At 53.0% G+C, this 19,813-nt stretch carries 18 protein-coding genes and 2 riboswitches; of the genes, 11 read left to right on the forward strand and 7 right to left on the reverse strand.

Going from position 1 to position 19,813, the window contains the following annotated elements; translation table 11 throughout:
* Positions 1-28 precede the first annotated feature (28 nt).
* Genes FPZ45_RS15845 through FPZ45_RS15860 form a run of 4 tightly spaced genes read left to right on the forward strand, consistent with a single transcriptional unit; the run spans position 29 to position 3,110 of the window.
* Complete coding sequence (locus tag FPZ45_RS15845; protein WP_144703751.1) at positions 29-721, forward strand: phosphatase PAP2 family protein; 693 nt, start codon at positions 29-31, stop codon at positions 719-721.
* A complete protein-coding gene (locus FPZ45_RS15850) occupies positions 702-1,373 on the forward strand; it encodes a class I SAM-dependent methyltransferase (RefSeq protein WP_246120467.1) in 672 nt (223 codons plus the stop codon). The genes FPZ45_RS15845 and FPZ45_RS15850 overlap by 20 nt, the downstream gene beginning before the upstream one ends.
* On the forward strand, positions 1,370-2,059 hold the full coding sequence (locus FPZ45_RS15855; RefSeq protein WP_144703754.1) for a response regulator transcription factor: 690 nt from the start codon (positions 1,370-1,372) through the stop codon (positions 2,057-2,059). The genes FPZ45_RS15850 and FPZ45_RS15855 overlap by 4 nt, the downstream gene beginning before the upstream one ends.
* Positions 2,037-3,110 carry a sensor histidine kinase gene (locus FPZ45_RS15860; RefSeq protein ID WP_246120468.1) on the forward strand — a complete coding sequence of 358 codons (1,074 nt, stop codon included), beginning with the start codon at positions 2,037-2,039 and terminating at the stop codon, positions 3,108-3,110. Before FPZ45_RS15855 ends, FPZ45_RS15860 begins: the two co-directional genes overlap by 23 nt.
* On the opposite strand, the gene FPZ45_RS15865 is transcribed toward FPZ45_RS15860, so the two are convergent.
* Complete coding sequence (locus FPZ45_RS15865; protein WP_144703757.1) at positions 3,070-4,758, reverse strand: CPBP family intramembrane glutamic endopeptidase; 1,689 nt, start codon at positions 4,756-4,758, stop codon at positions 3,070-3,072. The two genes, FPZ45_RS15860 and FPZ45_RS15865, sit on opposite strands and share 41 nt — an antisense overlap.
* Before the next feature lie 252 nt (positions 4,759-5,010).
* Positions 5,011-5,192: riboswitch (cyclic di-AMP (ydaO/yuaA leader) on the forward strand.
* 87 nt (positions 5,193-5,279) lie between these two features.
* On the opposite strand from FPZ45_RS15865, the gene FPZ45_RS15870 reads away from it, so the two are divergent.
* From FPZ45_RS15870 to FPZ45_RS15885, 4 genes are all read left to right on the forward strand, one after another.
* Positions 5,280-6,623 (forward strand): TrkH family potassium uptake protein, encoded by a 1,344-nt coding sequence (locus FPZ45_RS15870; RefSeq protein ID WP_144703760.1) that lies wholly within the window; start codon positions 5,280-5,282, stop codon positions 6,621-6,623.
* Between the two features lie 14 nt (positions 6,624-6,637).
* The gene (locus tag FPZ45_RS15875; protein ID WP_144703762.1) at positions 6,638-7,984 is read left to right on the forward strand and encodes a TrkH family potassium uptake protein; all 1,347 of its coding nucleotides are present in this window, start codon (positions 6,638-6,640) and stop codon (positions 7,982-7,984) included.
* 13 nt (positions 7,985-7,997) lie between these two features.
* A complete protein-coding gene (locus tag FPZ45_RS15880) occupies positions 7,998-8,663 on the forward strand; it encodes a potassium channel family protein (RefSeq protein WP_144703765.1) in 666 nt (221 codons plus the stop codon).
* 64 nt (positions 8,664-8,727) lie between these two features.
* Positions 8,728-9,516 (forward strand): polysaccharide deacetylase family protein, encoded by a 789-nt coding sequence (locus FPZ45_RS15885; protein ID WP_144703768.1) that lies wholly within the window; start codon positions 8,728-8,730, stop codon positions 9,514-9,516.
* 64 nt (positions 9,517-9,580) lie between these two features.
* On the opposite strand, the gene FPZ45_RS15890 is transcribed toward FPZ45_RS15885, so the two are convergent.
* Together FPZ45_RS15890 and FPZ45_RS15895 are read right to left on the reverse strand one after the other, a co-directional pair.
* Positions 9,581-10,228 carry a 3D domain-containing protein gene (locus tag FPZ45_RS15890; protein WP_144703771.1) on the reverse strand — a complete coding sequence of 216 codons (648 nt, stop codon included), beginning with the start codon at positions 10,226-10,228 and terminating at the stop codon, positions 9,581-9,583.
* Between the two features lie 7 nt (positions 10,229-10,235).
* A riboswitch (cyclic di-AMP (ydaO/yuaA leader) is annotated at positions 10,236-10,403 on the reverse strand.
* Between the two features lie 108 nt (positions 10,404-10,511).
* A complete protein-coding gene (locus FPZ45_RS15895; RefSeq protein ID WP_144703774.1) occupies positions 10,512-11,429 on the reverse strand; it encodes a LysR family transcriptional regulator in 918 nt (305 codons plus the stop codon).
* A 181-nt stretch (positions 11,430-11,610) separates the two neighbouring features.
* Here FPZ45_RS15895 and FPZ45_RS15900 point away from each other — a divergent pair, with 181 nt between their 5' ends.
* Genes FPZ45_RS15900 through sdhB form a run of 3 tightly spaced genes read left to right on the forward strand, consistent with a single transcriptional unit; the run spans position 11,611 to position 14,836 of the window.
* Positions 11,611-12,282, forward strand: coding sequence for a succinate dehydrogenase cytochrome b558 subunit (locus FPZ45_RS15900; RefSeq protein WP_144703777.1), 672 nt, complete (start codon positions 11,611-11,613; stop codon positions 12,280-12,282).
* A 19-nt stretch (positions 12,283-12,301) separates the two neighbouring features.
* Complete coding sequence (gene sdhA / locus FPZ45_RS15905) at positions 12,302-14,059, forward strand: succinate dehydrogenase flavoprotein subunit (protein WP_144703779.1); 1,758 nt, start codon at positions 12,302-12,304, stop codon at positions 14,057-14,059.
* A gap of 3 nt (positions 14,060-14,062) precedes the next feature.
* On the forward strand, positions 14,063-14,836 hold the full coding sequence (sdhB, locus tag FPZ45_RS15910) for a succinate dehydrogenase iron-sulfur subunit (RefSeq protein WP_144703782.1): 774 nt from the start codon (positions 14,063-14,065) through the stop codon (positions 14,834-14,836).
* Positions 14,837-15,886: 1,050 nt separating this feature from the next.
* On the opposite strand, the gene FPZ45_RS15915 is transcribed toward sdhB, so the two are convergent.
* The 4 genes from FPZ45_RS15915 to FPZ45_RS15930 form a co-directional block, all read right to left on the reverse strand.
* Positions 15,887-16,447 (reverse strand): hypothetical protein, encoded by a 561-nt coding sequence (locus FPZ45_RS15915; RefSeq protein ID WP_144703785.1) that lies wholly within the window; start codon positions 16,445-16,447, stop codon positions 15,887-15,889.
* A gap of 87 nt (positions 16,448-16,534) precedes the next feature.
* On the reverse strand, positions 16,535-17,647 hold the full coding sequence (locus tag FPZ45_RS15920; RefSeq protein ID WP_144703788.1) for a PD40 domain-containing protein: 1,113 nt from the start codon (positions 17,645-17,647) through the stop codon (positions 16,535-16,537).
* Positions 17,644-19,131 carry a sensor histidine kinase gene (locus tag FPZ45_RS15925; protein WP_144703791.1) on the reverse strand — a complete coding sequence of 496 codons (1,488 nt, stop codon included), beginning with the start codon at positions 19,129-19,131 and terminating at the stop codon, positions 17,644-17,646. The genes FPZ45_RS15920 and FPZ45_RS15925 overlap by 4 nt, the downstream gene beginning before the upstream one ends.
* Positions 19,128-19,811 carry a response regulator transcription factor gene (locus FPZ45_RS15930; protein WP_144703794.1) on the reverse strand — a complete coding sequence of 228 codons (684 nt, stop codon included), beginning with the start codon at positions 19,809-19,811 and terminating at the stop codon, positions 19,128-19,130. Before FPZ45_RS15930 ends, FPZ45_RS15925 begins: the two co-directional genes overlap by 4 nt.
* Positions 19,812-19,813: the final 2 nt, after the last annotated feature.

The following is a 19,813-nucleotide window of genomic DNA, read 5'->3' on the forward strand; positions in this document are numbered from 1 at the left end:
TCATCAACCAATCAAGGAGTGTGGAACCATGATGAACATAGACGAAATGGCGGCAACCGAAACGTCCAAAAGCAGTCGTTACGAAGTCTACAAGCCGTTGCTAGGTCTGCTGGCCGTTCCGGTAATCAACCTCATATACGTGCTGCAGAATCGGCCGTGGGGCAACGTCTATTCGCTAGTCACGGAGGTCGATCGCAATCTGCCCTTCCTACCTGAATTCGCAGTGCCGTACATGCTTTGGTACCCGTTTTTGTTTCTTGTTTTTTTTCTGATCTTGCGCAAAGATAAACGCGAGTATTACCAAACATTGATTGCCATGTGTTGCGGAATTCTTCTATCTAATTTGGTTTATCTGGTTTTTCAAACGATGGTACCCAGGCCCGAGGTTCCTTCGACCGGTTTTTTCAACGGACTTGTAAATTATCTATACAGCCATGACGAGCCGTACAACTGCTTTCCGAGCGTTCATGTACTCACCAGCACGCTTATGGTTTTGGGTTCCCGCTCGCTCGGTTGGAAGCTGAGAATCCCGATCGTGTTGTTCGCGTCGAGCATTATCGCATCTACGCTCTTTATTAAGCAACACGTCATCGCGGACTTGCTTGCGGCGATGCTGCTGGCGAAATTCGTGTTCTGGGCTGCGGACAAACTGATAGCCGCGAATGACGCAAGACTGGCCGGAAAAGCGATGGAGGCCCGTTATGCGAATCATGAGCGATGAAGCCCGAATGTTCCTTCGCAAGTTCGTCCGCCGGCCGAAACAGATCGGCAGCGCAGTGCCGAGCTCGCGATTTCTCGCGGAGAGCATGAGCGCCCCGATTCCGTGGCATTCCGTTCGCGCGATCGCCGAGCTAGGGGCCGGAACGGGTGCCGTTACCCGGGAAATAACGCGCCGCGCGTTGCCCGGGACGAAAATTTATTTATTCGAAAAAGACTCGAAAATGCGCAAGCAGCTAATGCTGAATCACCCTGGCTGCAAAGTAGCGGCGAATGCCGCTAACATGGCCGCGATTCTCGAGCAGCATGGCGAACCCGGGTTAGATTGCATCGTAAGCTGCCTCCCGTTCTATAACTTCCCCCAAACGGTACGCGACGCCATTATGGATCAAGTGCGGATGTCGCTGAAACCCGGCGGCCTATTCATCGCCTTCCAATATTCCCTTCAGATGAAGAAGCGACTTTCGTGCATGTTCAAGATCGAAAGGATCAAATTCGTTCCATTAAACTTTCCTCCCGCTTTCGTCTACGTGTGCCGGAAAGAGGCGGAACGGGGCAAAGGGCTCCATTGCTCCAATTTATCATGGAACAATAGGAGGTCCCGGTTTAGAATGGGAAGGAGAAGAAAACCGGATAGGGAGCGAGATCGCCAATGAACAAGCCAACCGTCTTGATCGTCGACGACGATTCCGAGATCCGCGACGTCATTCACGTCTATCTTCGCAACGACGGGTTTCGCGTTCTCGAAGCGGACAACGGTTACGCGGCTTTGGAATTGCTGCGGACCGAGCGCGTGCAGCTCGTCGTGCTGGACGTCATGATGCCGGACATGAACGGAATTCAAGCCTGCATGAAAATCCGTGAAATATCCGACGTGCCGATTATTATGCTATCCGCCAAACAAGAAGAGATCGATAAAATCACGGGGCTGTCGACGGGAGCGGACGATTACGTGGCTAAGCCTTTCAGCCCGCTGGAATTGATGGCGCGTGTGAAAGCCCAGCTCCGTAGGTTCGGTTCGACCGCCAAAGAGGATAACGAGTCCGTCATTTATGTGAACGATTTGACTGTCGATATTGCTAAGCATCGAGTCACGGTGAAGGAGAAGGAAGTCGCGCTCACGCCTCTGGAATTCGCAATTCTCGAACTGCTGGCCCGCCATAAGGGGCAAGTCTTTCATGCAGACCAAATTTACGAGAAGGTGTGGAAGGAGCCGAGCGGTTATTCGGAAAACACGGTGATGGTCCATATCCGCAACATTCGTGAAAAAATCGAGGATCATCCCCGTGAGCCCCGTTATATCAAGACGGTATGGGGGGTTGGCTACAAAATTGAAAAGTGAGCTGCTCGCGGTCGTATCCGGACGCAAAAGCATTCGGTTCCAAATGATCTGGACGTTCGTCGCCAGTTTTCTGACGAGCTCCGTCGCGTCCATCTTAATTCCCAGGGGCTTTATTTTTGAAATTCCGATATCGGTCATCGCGTTCGTCGCGACTTTCGGGTTGTCTTTTGCCGCTTATACCCGCCATACGATCAAATATATGCAGAAAATAACCGAAGGCTTAACGGCCATATCAGAAGGGCAACTGAATTATCGGTTGCCTTCTGTCCGTTCGGACGAGCTCGGGACGATCGCCCGGCATATCAACGCCATGGCCGAGAAGCTGGAAAGCTCTATCGAGAAGGAACGACAGGCGGAGAAGTTGAAAATGGAGCTGATCACGGGCGTTTCCCACGATCTGAGAACACCGCTTACAAGCATTATCGGTTACTTGGAACTGCTTAAGGAGAAAGCGTACAGAGACGACGAGGAAGTCGAACGTTTTATAGCGAACACGCATCATAAAGCCCGCCAGTTGAAGTCTCTGATCGACGAGTTGTTCGAGTATACGAGATTGTCGCAAGGCGAAGCGAAGCTAGAGACGGAGACGGTCGATCTGCGAGCCATGCTGAACCAGATGTTATCCGAACTGGAGCCTCTAGCCAATGATCAACTGATTGAGCTTGATTCGGAGCTGCCGGACGCCCCGCTATTTATGACCATCGATCCCGAGAAAACAAGGAGAGCGGTGGACAACTTGCTCATGAACGCTTTGAAGCATTCGGTCAAACCCGGGACGGTTCGGGTATCGCTTGTTTCCGATGACGGCCGGGTATCGATCGTGGTGGAGAACGAGGGAGAACCGATCTCGAAGGAACAGGAAGCGCGTTTGTTCGACCGGTTTTACAAGGCGGACGAATCCAGAACGAATAAAGACCCGCAAGCAGGCACGGGTCTTGGTCTGGCGATCACTCGGGGCATCGCTGAGCTTCACGGTGGACAGGCGACGCTTCGGCATTCGGAAGGACGATTCAGCTTCGCATTCGTAGTGCCCCATGAAGCCGCCAAATAATGATACCGACGATTCCCGGCAATATAAAGCTGAATACGCCGCCGGCGAAGTCGCCGGGAAGACCGTCGAACATCATCTGAATGCCCATCAGGATCGCATCGAGCGTGACGTGGGCGAAGATGACGGTCATGATGCCGAAGCGCAGCATAAACCAGCCGAACAGGAAGGACATCAGCACGAGCTCGATCAGCCGGGTGTATACCGGATAAACCGCGTAGCCGACATGGCCTAACGCCCACATTAGGCCCGGAGGGACGATCGCAAATGTCGTCAATACGATAGCCGTCCGCCCGGACGGTTCCTTCCCGGTGATTTTACGGGCGATACCGACGAACCATTTGCGGAATAACCCGATGCCGAACAACCGGCTTTGCAGTTCCTCCGATATGCCCGCGCACCAGGCCAGCAGAGGCAGCAATAACGGAAAACTCATGTTGTACATCGACTGCGTCGCGTCTGAAGCGGAGAAAGAACCTAACGATTTCTCCAGCGCGAGTAAAATCAACGATTGCGCGCCAAGCAAAATAAAGGCGAGGAAATATCCTTCCCTCATGCTCCTCAGAACCGCGGCTCCGTACCCGGCCTCTTTCCAGCGCGGCCAAAGCGCACGCCCCATGGATTTCCACAATCCGTCGCCGCCTACCGCGGAGAAGTAAGTCAGAAGAGCCATCGCGGCGTAAGTAACCAGACTGACGACTAGATTGACGTTGTCCCCGATGTTGACTCCCGAGTCCCATGTTCCCGCCCGAAGTCCCGGAATCATGTTAAAAGTCAAACCGGCGTACAAAACGAAAAACGCGACCGACAGGAATATCCCTCGCCGGAAAGAAGTGTGGCCGCTATGAGTGCCCGCGTAAATGATGGCGAGGATGAACAGGATGATCTGCGGCAGAATAAACCCGAATACGGAAAGATTAGCCGCCCATCGTTCTTGGGTTTTCATATACCCCATAAAATCGGCAGGCAGGTTCACCCCGTAAGTGACCGCCCCTCCTTGCCACGTTGGAAAAGAAGAAGAAGCCTTATCAAGCGAGGCGGGGAGGAGGACGCGAAGTCGCAGCTCGGCTTCTCCGACCGACTCCTGGCGGGAAGCATATTCGAATCCTTTGGCGGACGTTATACCTGTCCACTCCCATTGCTTCGTATCGATTCCCCGCGTGGCCGCATACTCTAGGGCAAGTTTCGCCAGCTCTTCGGAGTTGCCTGATGGGCCAGCGGTTGCCGTGCTGGACGCGGCGATGTGCTGCCATGCGACAAGCTTTCCATTCTCCATATTCAGGGAGAGCGCCAATGCGCCCTTAATCCCTCGTATAAACAACTCGACGACATATACATCGGTCGGCGCCGCCTCGGACCACTTTTTATCGTAATCATTCGTCAGTTCGTATTTCGCGAAATAACCGGTCGTTTTGCTGTCCGAGATATGGGTGACCGTCGTTTTGTCGATGTCCTCGGCCCGGATTCCGAATTTCTCCGCGACTGTCGCGATCGCCGTATTTTCCGCTTCCGATCGGGTCATGACATGCTGCACGTTGGCCGTGAACAGTTGTCCCGTTACGGGAAAAACTTGAATGATGAGAAAGAAGACGAGTCCGAGCGCTGCGGTCCAAATCCAACGTTTATCCAACGGGGTCGTTATATCGTTCAAATAACATCTCTCCTTAGGCATTAAAAGCTCAGGTAAACGCATACAGTGGGTTCGCACGTTGGCTGCTTCAAATTTTCATTAAGTATCTCGCATTTTCGGCGAAAATGAAAGCAAAACAGACGATAATGACTGTAAACAGGGCAATGTTGGCGAAAGCCGTTCGTAAAATCGGCCAAACGGTCCGGTTTGCTTTCTTTCTGGTGTTGTCCGCCCATAACGGAAAGACTATAATGCGATGGTACGTCTTTTATTTGATGATGTCAGCCGAATTTCTTAGCGAAGAAAATGGGGGAACCAACGATCGCCTTGTACAAGTACAATTGTATTCGGTGATCCCGGGGTGAATTCCAATTGCCGTAAATGGCGATGGATAGGGCGGCCTGTTCGAGCCCGAATCCGACAGCTAACCTCGTAGGCTGCTTGCGAACAGGACTTCGTGTGCGAAAATCGGGCACTGGGGTTCCAGTGCTTTTTTTGTTGCATAAATTCGGTATAGCGAAAACGGGTTCGAGGTGGTTTAAGTGTTCAGCAAAGCGATCCGATGGTTCGGCGCATCCCCGCCAAGAATATTATTGCTTGGTTTCTCGTTTATCATTTTTGTCGGGGCCCTGTTGTTGGAATTGCCTATAGCTTCAACCAACGGGGAATCGACGCCATTCATCGATGCTTTGTTTACTTCGACCTCGGCGACTTGCGTGACAGGGCTTACGGTGTTCGATACGGGCTCCTATTATTCCGTATTCGGACACTGGGTGATTTTGCTGCTCGTTCAAACCGGAGGCATCGGCTTCATGACGATGGCGACGTTGTTCGCGCTCATCTTAAGAAGAAGAATCTCGCTTAGAGAAAGGCTGATTTTGCAGGAGTCGCTGAATCAAGGCAGCATCGAGGGTCTGGTCAGGCTCGTGCGCAAAGTCATTTTCTATGCTTTAGCGATCGAAACGGTCGGCGCTTTACTGTACACGGTCAGATTCATGATCGATATGCCGTTCGGCCGCGCGGTGTACCAGGGCGTCTTTCATTCGATATCGATTTTTAACAACGCGGGCTTCGATCTGTCGGGAGATGCCGCCAGCTTCGCCAAATACTCCACGGATTTATATCTCAATATCGTATCGATGGGCCTGATTATATTCGGTGGTTTCGGTTTTATCGTATTGGCTGACTTGTTCGAAATCAAAAGCAAAAAGAAATTATCGCTTCACACGAAAGTCGTGCTTAGCGTTTCGGCCGCTCTGATTCTCGTAGGCGCGATCGTCATCTTTATTTTCGAGTTCACCAATACCCGTTCGATCGGAGACTCCGGTTTCGGACATAAACTGCTCGTATCGTTCTTTCAATCGGTAACGTCCAGATCCGGGGGCGTCTCTACGGTGGATATCGCCGAACTCCGTCAAGCGACCCAGTTTTTCTTGATCATTCTGATGTTTATCGGAGCTTCCCCGGGCTCTACGGGCGGAGGGATCAAGACGACGACGTTCGCCGTTCTGGTCGGCGCGGTGCTGGCCATGATCCGGGGCAAAGAAGACGTCGTGTTGTTTCGGTTGCGGCTGGCCCAAGAACGCGTCTATAAGGCCGTAACGGTTACGCTGTTCTGTATCGGACTCGTCATGCTGGGCACGATGATACTCGCCACGACGGAGAATGCGGCCTTCTTGAAAATATTGTTCGAAGTAACCTCTGCTTTCGGAACGGTCGGATTGTCCATGGGACTTACGGAGAATTTAACCTCAGCGGGAAAACTGACGATTATTTTCATGATGTTCGTCGGCCGATTGGGTCCGTTGACGTTAACTTATGCATTGGGGCCTAAAGCGGGTCGCCCGCTCTATCGCCATGCGGAAGGCAAAATCATTATCGGATGATGGAGTGAACGCCGATGCTTCGTAAATGGGGCCGATCGATTGTCGCATCTCCGCCGCGGATTCTCGTGCTGGGCTTTGCCGCGATTATTTTGTCCGGAGCGGGTTTGTTGATGCTGCCGTTTTCCCACGTTCAGGAGGAGACTCCCCGATTTATCGATACGTTGTTCACGGCGACCTCGGCTACATGCGTAACCGGACTGGTCGTGGTCGATACCGGCACGTACTGGACGACGGCGGGACAACTGATCATTATAGCGATGATCCAGATCGGCGGGCTCGGGTTCATGACGATGGCCACGTTGTTCGCGCTTATGCTAAAGCGGCGGATTTCTTTACGAGAAAGATTGGTCCTGCAGGAAGCTTTTAATCAAACCAGCATCGAAGGCATTATCAGGTTGGTACGCAAGGTAGTCGTTTATGCGTTATCGATCGAGCTTGCGGGGGCGATCCTGTTCTCGATCCGCTTCATGTTCGATATGCCCGCGGGCAAAGCGATATACAAGGGCGTTTTCCATGCCGTCTCGTTTTTTAACAATGCGGGTTTTGACACCATGGGGAATTACCGCAGCTTGACCGACTACGTTGGGGATCCGCTTGTCAATATCGTGACGATGCTGTTAATCATATTAGGCGGTCTCGGGTTCGTCGTTCTTTCCGATCTGGTCGAGATCCGCAAGCCGGGCCGTAAGCTGTCGCTTCATTCGAAAGTCGTGCTCAGCATGTCCGGTTTCTTGATTTTATTCGGAGCCGTTATCATTTTCATATTCGAATACACGAATACGAACACGTTCGCTTCTCTGCCGTTCGGTGAAAAGGTGCTCGCGGCGTTCACGCAGTCCGTGTCGCCGAGAACCGCCGGAGTTAACTCGGTCGATCTGGCGGGACTTAGGCAATCGACGCAATTTTTTATCGTCATTTTGATGTTTATCGGGGCGTCTCCGGGTTCGACGGGCGGAGGAATCAAAACGACGACGTTCACAGCTCTGATCGGAGCTATGATCGCCATGATCCGCGGCAAGGAAGACGTCGTTCTTTTCAGATACAGACTCGCTCAGGAACGGGTGTACAAAGCGTTGACGATTACGTTATTCGCTTTCGGTCTAGTCATGATCGCTTCGATGATTTTATCGACAACGGAGGATCACCGTTTCCTGATGATTCTGTTCGAAGTGACGTCGGCTTTCGGAACGGTCGGGCTATCGATCGGGTTAACCGCTAAGCTAACGCTCGCCGGCAAAATCATCATTATTCTGATGATGTTTATCGGACGGCTCGGTCCGCTGACATTGTCATATGCGCTAGGTCCAAGAAAAGGACGGGTGCTGTATCGCCATGCTGAAGGTAAAATCATAATCGGGTAGAGGACGGAGAAAGATGAAATTCAATCAATTCGTGATCATCGGGCTTGGCAGGTTCGGTTCCAGCTTGGGCCGGGAATTAATCAATCTGGGATACGAGGTGCTTGGCGTCGACCGGGACGAAGAGAAGGTGCAGGAGCTTTCGAACATACTGACCCATGCGGTCGTGGCCGACGCGACGGAGGAAGAGGTGCTGAGATCCGTCGGAGCGCGCAACTTCGATTGCGGCGTCGTCGCGATCGGCGACGATATCCAAGCCAGCATACTGGCGACGATCCTGCTGAAGGAGCTTGGCGTTAAAAAAGTCGTCGCGAAGGCGGTATCCGATCTGCACGGACGGGTGCTCGAGAGGATGGGCGTCGATCGGATCATCTATCCGGAGCGGGATATGGGCGTGCGCGTCGCGCATCAGCTCGTGTCTCCGAACCTGCTCGATTATATCGAACTGTCCAAAAATTATACGATCGCGGAGCTCGCGGTTCCGAATTGCTGGTCGGGGAAATCGCTCGAAGACGTAAATCCGCGCGGGAGATTCGGCTGCAGCATCGTGGCGATCAATAAGCCGAAGGGCATGATTATCGCGCCGATGGCCGAAGACGTGCTTGCCCAAGACGACGTGATGGTCGTTATCGGTACGAATGATCAGATCGAGCAATTTCAGCAATCGATTACCGGGGCATGAATGAAAACGAACCCGTTCGCTCAGGATAATATAGGAAGACGAGCGTACTGGGGAGGAATGGAAGATGACGAGATCGCGTCCGGGAAAAGCGGTGATAGCGCTCATAGGCGCTGTCACCTTTTTGACGTTAGGGGGAAGTTGTTACGCGGCCAATGCCGTTGGCGAAGCACGGGCCAAGCCTTCCGGCGTCAGTTGGTCCGATCTGGAACGCCGCTACGACGGCGTGTTCGTACTGTCCGCTTCGCGGGAAACCCGCAAGGTCGCTTTGACGTTCGACGACGTCCCGGATCCGCGTTACACGCCCAAGGTGCTTGACGTGCTGAAGGAAAAAAAGGTAAGAGCGACATTTTTCGTCGTAGGCACAAGGACAAGCAAACATCCCGCTCTCGTCCGGCGCATTCATCGGGAGAACCACGCGATCGGCAATCACTCCTACAACCATCCCAACTTTTCCAAGCTGCCTATCGCTAAAGTCCAGGAGCAGATTTACCGGGCGGAAAGAACGATTAGCGAGGTCGTCGGTTTTAAGCCGAGGCTCGTTCGCCCTCCTTACGGAGAGATCGTGGCCAGACAGCTTGAGTGGGCTAAAAAACGGGGCTACACGGTCGTGAATTGGGATGTGGATTCGTCGGATTGGCGGCAGCTGAACGCGGATCAAGTGTTTCGCAACGTCACCCGTTCCGTGCGTCCGGGGTCGGTCGTGCTCATGCACGCCGGGGGCGGAAATGGCCAGAATCTGTCGGGGACCGTACAGGCGCTTCCGAGAATTATCGATTGGCTGCGCGAGCACGATTACGAGCCGGTCACTTTAACGGAACTGCTGGAGATTCCGGAAGGAAGAAACGGAACGTAAGAAAGAGGCTGATCGGGCATCGTTAAATGCCTGATCAGCCTCTCTCGCTCATGGAGTCGCGAAATTAGTTCAGAATATAAACTTTAACGCTCTGGATGCCGAAATCGGAAACGAATTTAGCCGAGCCCGGGACGAAGATATCGATCCGGTTGCCTTTGATCGCGCTTCCGGCGTCGGAAGCGGTGGCGACGAAACCGCCCGTTGGCAAGCCGGAGAAGTCGTATCCGGTTACGTAAAGCTTCGTTCCGAAAGGAATGACGTTCGGATCGACCGCGATCGTGCCCAGTTTCAACGGGTTGCCGAAGTAGTCGACAGCGCCCCACTTGCCGTTCTCCTCTGGAGCCGCGGAATAGGCGGTAGCCGTAATGTTCAGCACTTTGGAATATGACAGCGTCTTGCCGGACGCCGTAGCGACGGCCTGGATCGGCTTGGCCGATGCGGCCGCGTTCATGGTCAATTTATTCGAAGCGGAAGCTTCGCCCGGAATCGTGAGCTTCAGTCCCGCGTAGATGTTCAGCGGGTTGATGTTGGGATTGGCGTCCATTAGCTTCTGAAGCGGGATGTTCATTTGTTGCGACAGCTTCCAGAATGTATCGGAATCTTTGGCCGTGTAAGTCGTTGCGGCATGGGCGGTAAGTCCCGGAAGCAGGATAGCGGCTCCTAATACGAGCGCAGCGGAGCGCGTGCCCAGCTTGGTCCAACGGTTTTTCATCTGTTTGATTTCCTCCTGAACTTGGCCGGCGAGGTTAGCTGTCGGGTTCGAGCCGGGAGATCGGCTCTGCGCGTCGCTGCGGTTCACCCCTAGTACATTCCGCGAATCGTTGCTTGGGATATGTACTTATTTTATTGTCCCCCGCACCTGGATCAGGTTTTGGCCGGTATAAGTAGTTGAAGCTTGCCGTAACGCATGGCGCCCGGCTGCTTGTTTCAAGTTATCATAGCCGGTAGGGAGATAAAACCGGTAAGAACAGGAAGGAAACCGATTCTTAGAATGATTAAGATTCTTTACGGCGGCTTGACCCGCGTTCGAAATAAGCGGCCGTTTCTTCTATTAAATAGCGGGTAGAAGGAGCGAGCCAGGCCGGATCACCGTGAATAAGAGACGTCGTACGCTTAGTCTCCTCAAGCTCTTTGATGCGCACGACGAACAAATCGTTGTCGATTAGGATTTGCTCCCGCAGGTAAGATTTAGGAAGCAAAGTGCCTGCCCGGCAAGCGGACAACAACCGGATGATTGCCTCGAACGAGTCGATTTCCATTCGGACGTCCGGTTTCAAGTTATATTTTTTTAATATTTCGTCGGTTAACGTCCGATACCAGGTGCCGGGAGCGAATAAAATCATCGGCAAGCCGTTGAGATCGGTCATCTCTAAATGCGTTCTTTCCAAAATAATATGGGTTCTCGGGAGAACAAGCATAAGATGATCGTCGAACAAGGGTAAACTGGTAATAGCAAGATCGGCAATCGCCGACGATGCGACGATGCCAAAATCGACTTTCCGATCCTTGACGAGTTCGGCGATTTCGTGGGACTTGCCGGTAATCGCTTTAATCTCGAGATTGGGATGCTTCTCGGTCATCGCCGTAATCAGACCGGGCAGCGTCGTCTGAAGGGTCGTCAAGCTCGCCCCGATGGTGGCGATGTGCGCTTCGGACGATTTGTACGCATTCAGTTTCTTCAAATAACTCGCATGAAAACGCCGCAGCTCCAATGCGAATTCATAAGTGACTTGACCTGCAGCGGTCAGCTCCAATCTTTTGCCGATTCTTCGGAACAGATCCACTTCAAGCTCCGCTTCCAGCCGGGCAAGTCGCCGGGACAGGGCGGGCTGCGACAGGTTTAGTCTTTCCGCGGCTTTGTTCAGGCTGGTTTGCTCCACGATGGTGGCGAACAACCGCATATCTTCGAGCATAGGAATGGCTCCTTCTCTTATGCAAGATAGTTATAAGTTGTAATATGAAATAAGCAGTTCCATTATAAGCGAAAATAGAGTAACCTTAAAAGCGGTGACAAAATGGTGACGTCTGCCAATGCATAAGCAAGGGGCGTCAGACGAGTCAAAGCACGGTTGCGAAAGGAGATCAAACACAGACATGAAAGGTAATTCTTATTTACCGCGAAAGCTTCATTCGCTGCTTGGCGTCATCCCTCTCGGCTTGTTTATCGTCGAGCACGCGTTGACGAACTACTCCGCATACGAAGGCGGGAAGGAGGGCTTTTCGAAGAGCATCGATTCTTTGAATAGCATGCCTCTTATTTTCTGGCTGGAACTGTTCGTGATCTGGCTGCCTATTTTATTCCACGGAGTATATGGGCTCTACATCGCTTATCAATCGAACATGAACACCGGCAGATTCAGCTACGGACGCAACTGGGCGTTCACATGGCAACGCATTACGGGGGTTATTACGTTTATCTTCGTCGCATGGCACTTCTACGAAACGCGGTTCCAGATTACGCTCGGGAACGTTGCTCACGAAGATTTGGGTTCGCACATGAACGGCATCGTGAGCAATCCGATCGCCTTCACGGCATATATCATCGGGGTTGTCGCTGCGATGTTCCACTTCGCAAACGGACTATGGGCATTCCTCGTAAGCTGGGGCATTACGATCGGCCCGCGCGCACAAAAAGTGTCCTCCAGAGTGTGCATGGTTCTCTTCGTTATCCTGACGGCTCTGTTCTTGCTGTCGCTGTTCGCGTTCCGCAGCGACGAGTTCGCTTCGGCCGCGGCGTCGGCGCTTAGTTCGGTTTCGATAGGTTAAAGGGAGGAGAAACATACACATGGCTACTCAAAAAGTAATTGTCGTCGGCGGCGGCCTGGCCGGTCTGATGGCGACGATCAAAGCGGCGGAAGCAGGCGTGCGCGTCGATCTGTTCTCGCTCGTTCCGGTAAAAAGATCTCACTCCGTTTGCGCCCAAGGCGGCATCAACGGAGCTGTTAATACAAAAGGCGAAGGCGACTCCCCATGGGAGCACTTCGACGACACGGTATATGGCGGCGACTTCCTGGCGAACCAGCCTCCGGTTAAAGCGATGTGCGAGGCGGCGCCTGGCATCATCCACTTGATGGACCGGATGGGCGTTATGTTCAGCCGTACGCCGGAAGGTTTGCTCGATTTCCGCCGTTTCGGCGGAACGCAATACCACCGCACGGCGTTTGCGGGCGCAACGACGGGGCAGCAGCTTCTGTACGCGCTGGACGAGCAAGTGCGTCGCTGGGAAGTGGCCGGACTCGTGCAGAAGTACGAGCATTGGGAATTTACCGGAGCGGTACTGGACGACGACGGCGTTTGCCGCGGAATTTCCGCGCAGGACCTGCGCACGATGGAATCGGTCACGTTCCGTGGAGACGCCGTCATTCTGGCGACGGGCGGACCTGGCATTGTTTTCGGCAAAACGACGAACTCCGTCATCAATACGGGAACCGCGGCTAGCGCGGTTTATCAGCAAGGCGTTTATTACGCGAACGGCGAGTTCATCCAGATTCACCCTACGGCGATTCCGGGCGACGACAAGAACCGTTTGATGAGCGAATCCGCGCGCGGCGAAGGCGGCCGTATCTGGACGTACAAAGACGGGAAGCCTTGGTACTTCCTCGAAGAGAAGTATCCGGCGTACGGAAACCTGGTACCGCGGGATATCGCGACGCGCGAAATTTTCGACGTGTGCGTAAACCAAAAGCTCGGTATCGACGGAGAGAACAAAGTTTATCTTGATCTGTCGCATAAAGATCCGAAGGAACTGGACGTCAAACTCGGCGGAATCATCGAGATTTACGAGAAGTTCACGGGAGACGATCCGCGCAAGATTCCGATGCAGATCTTCCCGGCGGTTCACTACTCGATGGGCGGCCTGTGGGTCGACTACAATCAAATGACGAACATTCCGGGGCTGTTCGCTTGCGGAGAGTGCGATTACCAATATCACGGCGCGAACCGTCTCGGCGCGAACTCGTTGCTGTCGGCGATCTACGGCGGCATGATCACAGGACCGAAGGCGATCGAGTACGTCAAAGGCTTGAAGAAAACGTCGGAAGACATTGCGGAGAGCGTATACGAGCGCGAGCGCAACAAGCAAGCGAGCAAGTACGACGCGATCACGAAATTGGACGGCAACGAGAATGCGTACGTGCTGGCCAAAGAGCTGGGCGAATGGATGACGAACAACATGACCGTCGTTCGTTACAACAAAAAGCTCGAAGAAACGATCGGCAAGATCAAAGAGTTGAAACAGCGTTACAAAAATATCAATATCAACGATACGACGAAGTGGAACAACTCGGGCGCGGCTTATACTCGGCAACTGTGGAACATGCTCGAGCTGGCCGAAGCGATGACTGCGGGTGCGTTGCTGCGTAACGAAAGCCGCGGCGCTCACTACAAGCCGGAATTCCCGGAACGCGACGACGACAACTTCCTGAAAACGACGAAAGCGAAGTTCACGGCGGAAGGTCCGGAAATTTCGTACGAAGACGTCGACGTATCGCTGATCGCGCCGCGGAAGCGCGACTATTCCACCAACAAGAAGAAGGAGGGCTAATCCATGGCGGAAGCAACTACTGCAACGGCAACGGGACGTAAGGTCAAGTTTATCATCACACGGCGCGAGCGTCCGGATGCCTCCCCATTCACGGAGGAATTCGAGGTTCCGTACCGTCCGAACATGAACGTCATCAGCGCGCTGATGGAAATTCAGCGCAACCCGGTCAATGCCAAAGGAGAGAAAACGGTACCCGTTTGCTGGGAATCGAACTGTCTGGAGGAAGTGTGCGGCGCTTGTTCGATGGTCATCAACGGCAAGCCGCGCCAAGCGTGCAGCGCGCTCATCGACAAGCTTGAGCAGCCGATTCGCTTGGAGCCAATGGCGACGTTCCCGGTCGTGCGCGACCTTGTCATCAACCGCGAGCGGATGTTCAACGCGCTCAAGAAAGTCAAAGCGTGGATTCCGATCGACGGCACGTACGATCTCGGACCCGGCCCGCGTATGGCCGAGTCCAAGCGCCAATGGGCATATGAGCTGTCCAAGTGTATGACGTGCGGCGTTTGCCTCGAAGCTTGCCCGAACGTCAACGATCGAAACAGCTTTATCGGCCCGGCTCCGATCTCGCAAGTGCGTCTGTTCAACGCCCATCCGACGGGCGAAATGAATGCGCACGAGCGTCTCGACGCGCTGATGGAGGAAGGCGGCATCGAAGGCTGCGGCAACTCGCAAAACTGCGTGCGCTCCTGCCCGAAAGGCATCCCGCTCACCACTTCCATCGCCGCTATGAACAGAGACACGACCAAACATCTGTTCAAGCGTTGGCTGAACGCTTGAGTTTAGATTTGCCGCCGGACGGGGGATTCCCTCGTCCGGTTTTTTGTTGCTTGCGCAGGCGTCGCCTGCGACTCAGGAACCCATAACCGCATAAAGTAACTCTAGTACCCTCCGTATAAGTCGATTCCCGCCGCATAAAGTAAATCCAGTACCCTCCGTATTAGTCGCACCCCCGCTAACCGGCAGTTCCAGTAACATTAGACATCCCTGCAATCCTCACAGTAACCCTCCGTATTAGTCGCACCTCCCGCCAACCGGCAGTTCCAGTAACATTAGACATCCCTGCAATGCCTCCCAGTAACCCTCCGTATAGTCGCACCCCTGCTAACCGGCAGTTCCAAGTAACATTAGACATCCCTGCAATGCCTCCCAGTAACCCAAATGCGAAGTTTCGTGAGGTGCTGTGAAATTAGTTGCAGTAAGTACAATTAATTTAGGGTAGATCGCACAGAGAATTGGTTTAATTGCAAATATGCATCTAATTCATCGATTACGGCGGGGGAGTCGCGAATTCTCCTCGATTAGTTGTATGAAATACAACTATATAAAATTTTCGGACATTATTGATTGAATTAGTTGTACAAAATACAATTAGTCCGGGTGACGGACGGGTTAAACCCAGGTATTTAAGTACCCTCCGTATTAGTCGCACCCCTGCTAACCGGCAGTTCCAGACATTAGACATCCCTGCAACGCCTCTCAGTAACTCGAATGAGAAGATTCGTGAGGTGCCGTGAAATTAGTTGCAGTATGTACAATTAATTTAAGGTAGACCGCACAGAAAATTAGTTTAATTGCAAATATGCAACTAATTCATCAATTTTGGCTGGGGAGTCGCGAATTCTCCTCGATTAGTTGTATGAAATACAACTAAATAAAATTTTCGGACATTATAGATCGAATTAGTTGTACAAAATACAATTAGTCCGGGTGACGGGTGACGGGTGACGGGTGACGGGTGACGGGTGACGGGTGACGGGTGACGGGTGACGGGTGACGGGTGACGGGTGACGGGTGACGGGTGACGGGTGACGGGTGACGGGTGACGGGTTAAACCAGGTATTTATATGCTCCATCGGTCAATCGATATAGCACGCCGCGTTCTCCTTGGCCTTTCGGGAGAGGGCGTATCCAACCATTGCTGGTCAGATTGTCGAGCGCTTTTTTCGCGGTTCTGTAATTGATCCGAAGGGAACGCGAGACGTCAATCGGCCGAATGGAACCCGCAAGCGCGAAGGCGAGCCGGATGATTTCTTTGTCGATCGGATTGGGGATTCCAGCCGGCGTCTCCGAAGGATGAAATTGGCTTATGAATAACTTCAGCAGCATGATACCGATATCGGGTTTGTTAGCGATGGTATCGTATGAAAAGGAAATGACGCGATACCCGATTCCTTGGAGGAAAACCTCTCGATTCGTTTCGTTGTCGTATCCCGCCCGATCCATGTCGCGAACATGCTTGGAGAATCCTTTGATTTCGAATAGAAGCACAAAGCGCCAGGGCGTTCGCCAAGCGAAGTCCGCATAGTAGGGGCGGCCGCGCCAGTCCATGATCTCGTACTCGGGATGCAAATCGTCGAAGTTGCCTATCCCTCCTAAAGAAGCGGACAAAAAAACGTCCTTATCCGCCAAGCGGATAAGGACGTTCTTCGTCTCTATAAGCCTATTATAGCCGTGGGACCAATAAAAGAATAGCGGTTATCTCACCCTAACAAGGTAGGTTACAAAACGGTTGCGGCTCTGCTGTTCGTCGGGCAAGGTGGAGGAGACCATGAGACGGTCTCCCGAAGGATTCCAGCGCACCGGATCGGCGATAAATTTGACGTCCAGAGCCAGCGTCGCGGACAAGCCGGTAGACGTATCGGCGACGTAGACGCCGCGAGCTGTGCCGTTCGAAGTAATACCGGCATAGGCGAGCTTGGTTCCATCCGGAGACCAGGCGATGCCGAAAATTTGGGAATCTTGCGCGACGGTGTATAGAACTTTGCCCTCTAGATCTGTGATGAGGAGTTCGGCTTCGCCGCTTTTGATCCTTCGAACGATCGCAAGCCGCTGCTTATCAGGTGAAGGCGTCATCCATACGGCGTTGTCGAGCAAGAGAGACTGTTCTTTCAAGTCGGAGGAAACGGCAAAGAGAGAGCCCTTCAGCGTTGTGTAATAGATGCTGCCGTCAAAGATGGCCAGATTGCTGGGAAACATCGTTCGGGCGTCATACAATTGGCGCGGTTTTCCGTCATCCGTCCGAAGCTCGTGTATCGTCCCTTTGATCGTCGAGTACAAGATCGAATCGTTATCGATCCAACTGCCGTTGTCCAGCGTGATCTCGTCTTCGTCGGTAAACGTCGTCGTCATCCCGGACGATAAATCCATCAAATGTCCTTTGCCCGTGTTGCTCTGCAAGGAAAAGGTTTTGTAATAGATTTTGTTTTTATCCGGGCTGGCTTGGGCGAATCCCTGGTTCTCGCCGCTGGGAAGAAGCGGAACGTCGGTTCCGGTCGAGAGCGCATGAATGTATATATTGTGCGGATACCAGACGCCGCCATCCGCATGCGCGGGTTTCATCTCACGGTTCTCGCGGTCGACGAGAATTCTATCGTCGCTTAGCCAGTCCATTCCGCGGACATCGTTCAAACGGATTATCGCGTTCATTTCCTCTTTTTCGTATGAAGTTTTCTCGGGATTGTTCAATAGGGTTATCGTTTTGCCTTCAACCTGCAATTCTTCGCGATTCGAATTCCATTGCTGCTTGCATCCCGCGAGAAGTAGGAGAGAAGAGAGCATGATTGCCGCAGCCCGTATATGCGATCTCATTCAGATTCCTCCTTATCGGGAAACACGCGGAATAATGGAAAGGTCAAACGAAATGCGGCTCCTTGTGGTGAATCGATCAGTTCCACGGTACCGCCTTGCTTTTCGGCCAATTGCTTCACAAGCGCAAGACCAAGCCCGGTTCCCCCGCTTTGGCGCGAACGGTCTTTATTAACCGTATAGAAAGGCTCGAATATTTTGTTTCGGGATTCGCGCGGAATTCCAATACCCGTATCGGCGATCGTCACGACGGCTTGATGGCTTTCCACGCTGTCGGAGACGATTACTTGTCCGCCCTTTACGTTGTATTTGATGCCGTTGTCGAGAAGGTTCACGAAAATATGGACAAGGCTCTCGCGATCAGCCCATATAGACGCTTCCGTTAATTGCGGAACGATCTCGACATCGAACCGCTCCGCCTTCGCCTTCATTCTGTTAATCAAGTCGAGCAGCAGCTCTTGCAGATCGACTTTCTGCGGGAGATATTCGAATTCGTATTTCTGCAATTCGGCAAGCCTAAGCACTTTCTCGACCATGTCCGTTAGGCGATCGCTCTCAAGCCGGATGTGATGAAAGGCGTCCTTCCGCAAGCCGGCATCTTCGGGATAAAGCTCCATCAGCTCGGAATAAGCTTTGATGGAAGTAAGCGGCGTCTTGAATTCATGGCTGATATTGCCGATGAACTGCTTTTGCTGCCTCTCAAGGCGCTGGAGCTTAACGACGGCACGACGGAGCTTGCGCTCTTCTTTTTTCATCGCGGCCATATTTTTTTGAATTTCGGAGCTCATATAATAAATGCCTTGGCTAAGACGCCCGAGTTCATCCATTCTTCTTAGCGGCGACTTCGGCAGAAAACGGCCGCGCCGAATTTGCTCGGCGGCCTGATTAAGCGCAACGATCGCCGAAGTCGCGCGCCTGAAGTATAAGTACCCCAGAATAAAACTGACGACGAGCACGGCGGCTCCCGTATAGAGGAACAAGTTCGTAATCGTGCGGTAAAAACGAATATCGTTCGTTAAAGGATACTGGAACTGGATAACGCCCATCTGTTTTCCCGGCCCTTGAAGAGGGGCTAGATAGAACAGCGAAAGCCCTTCCCGCTGATAGGCGATCTTCCCTTCGAGGGCGAAGGCCAACGTACCGTTCACTTCGTATGATGGGACGGCCGACGGAATGGAATCTCCGACTTTCTTGCCGGCATTGTCGTACAGAACGACGTGCAGGCCGGAATAAACTGCCAAATCCATTGCGAATTGCTGGCCACGAGCGCTAAGGAAACGCTGCGCATCGACGGGGGGCGAGGTCATGTAAGCTTGCTTGACGCTCAGATTAGCGATCCTCGATTGCTGAATAAGCTCCTTCTCCATTCGCGTCTGCTGCTGATCTTGAATCCCTCTGAGCACGAATAGGCTCAGTACGAAGACGGTGAGAGACAGGAGAGCGGCAAGAAAAAGACTGAATTTGATTTTGATGCTAAGCGAACTCATGCCTCGCTCCCGGACGCCTTGTAGCCGACGCCGAATACGGTTTGGAGCAGACGTTGGCCGGAGTCTCCCAGCTTTTTGCGCAAACGCTGAATATGGATGTCGACCGTTCTCGTTCCCGCCGCGTACTCGAGACCCCAGACCGCGTCAAGAAGCTCGTCGCGGGTATATACTCTATCCGGGTGGGAGAGAAGGAGAGCGAGCAGATCGAATTCCTTGGGCGTCAGCTCGATCGGTTCGTCGTCCGCGAGCACCGTTCTTAATTTCAGATGGACCGCAATGCGGCCAACGCGGAGCGTGTCGGGCTCGAGCTCCTTTTTCTCCAGGCGGCGAAGCAGCGCCTTCACGCGTGCGATAAGCTCCCGAAGATCGAAAGGTTTTGTCATGTAATCGTCGGCGCCCAGCTCCAGGCCGACGATTTTGTCTACGATATCGTTCTTGACGGTAAGCAGAATAATGCCCATATCGGATCTGTCAACGAGACTGCGGCATACCTCGTAGCCCGTCAGCTTCGGCATCATGACGTCAAGCACGATGACATGGGGACGAAAGCTGAGGGCTTTATCCAAAGCGGCTTGTCCGTCGAATACGGTTTCGACCTCGTAGCCTTCCTTGCGGAAGGCGTAGGAGATCGGGTTCGCGATGCCGGGTTCGTCGTCGGCAACGAGGATACGTTTGTTCATTG

The organism is Cohnella terricola (assembly GCF_007786475.1).
Lineage (GTDB): Bacteria > Bacillota > Bacilli > Paenibacillales > Paenibacillaceae > Cohnella > Cohnella terricola.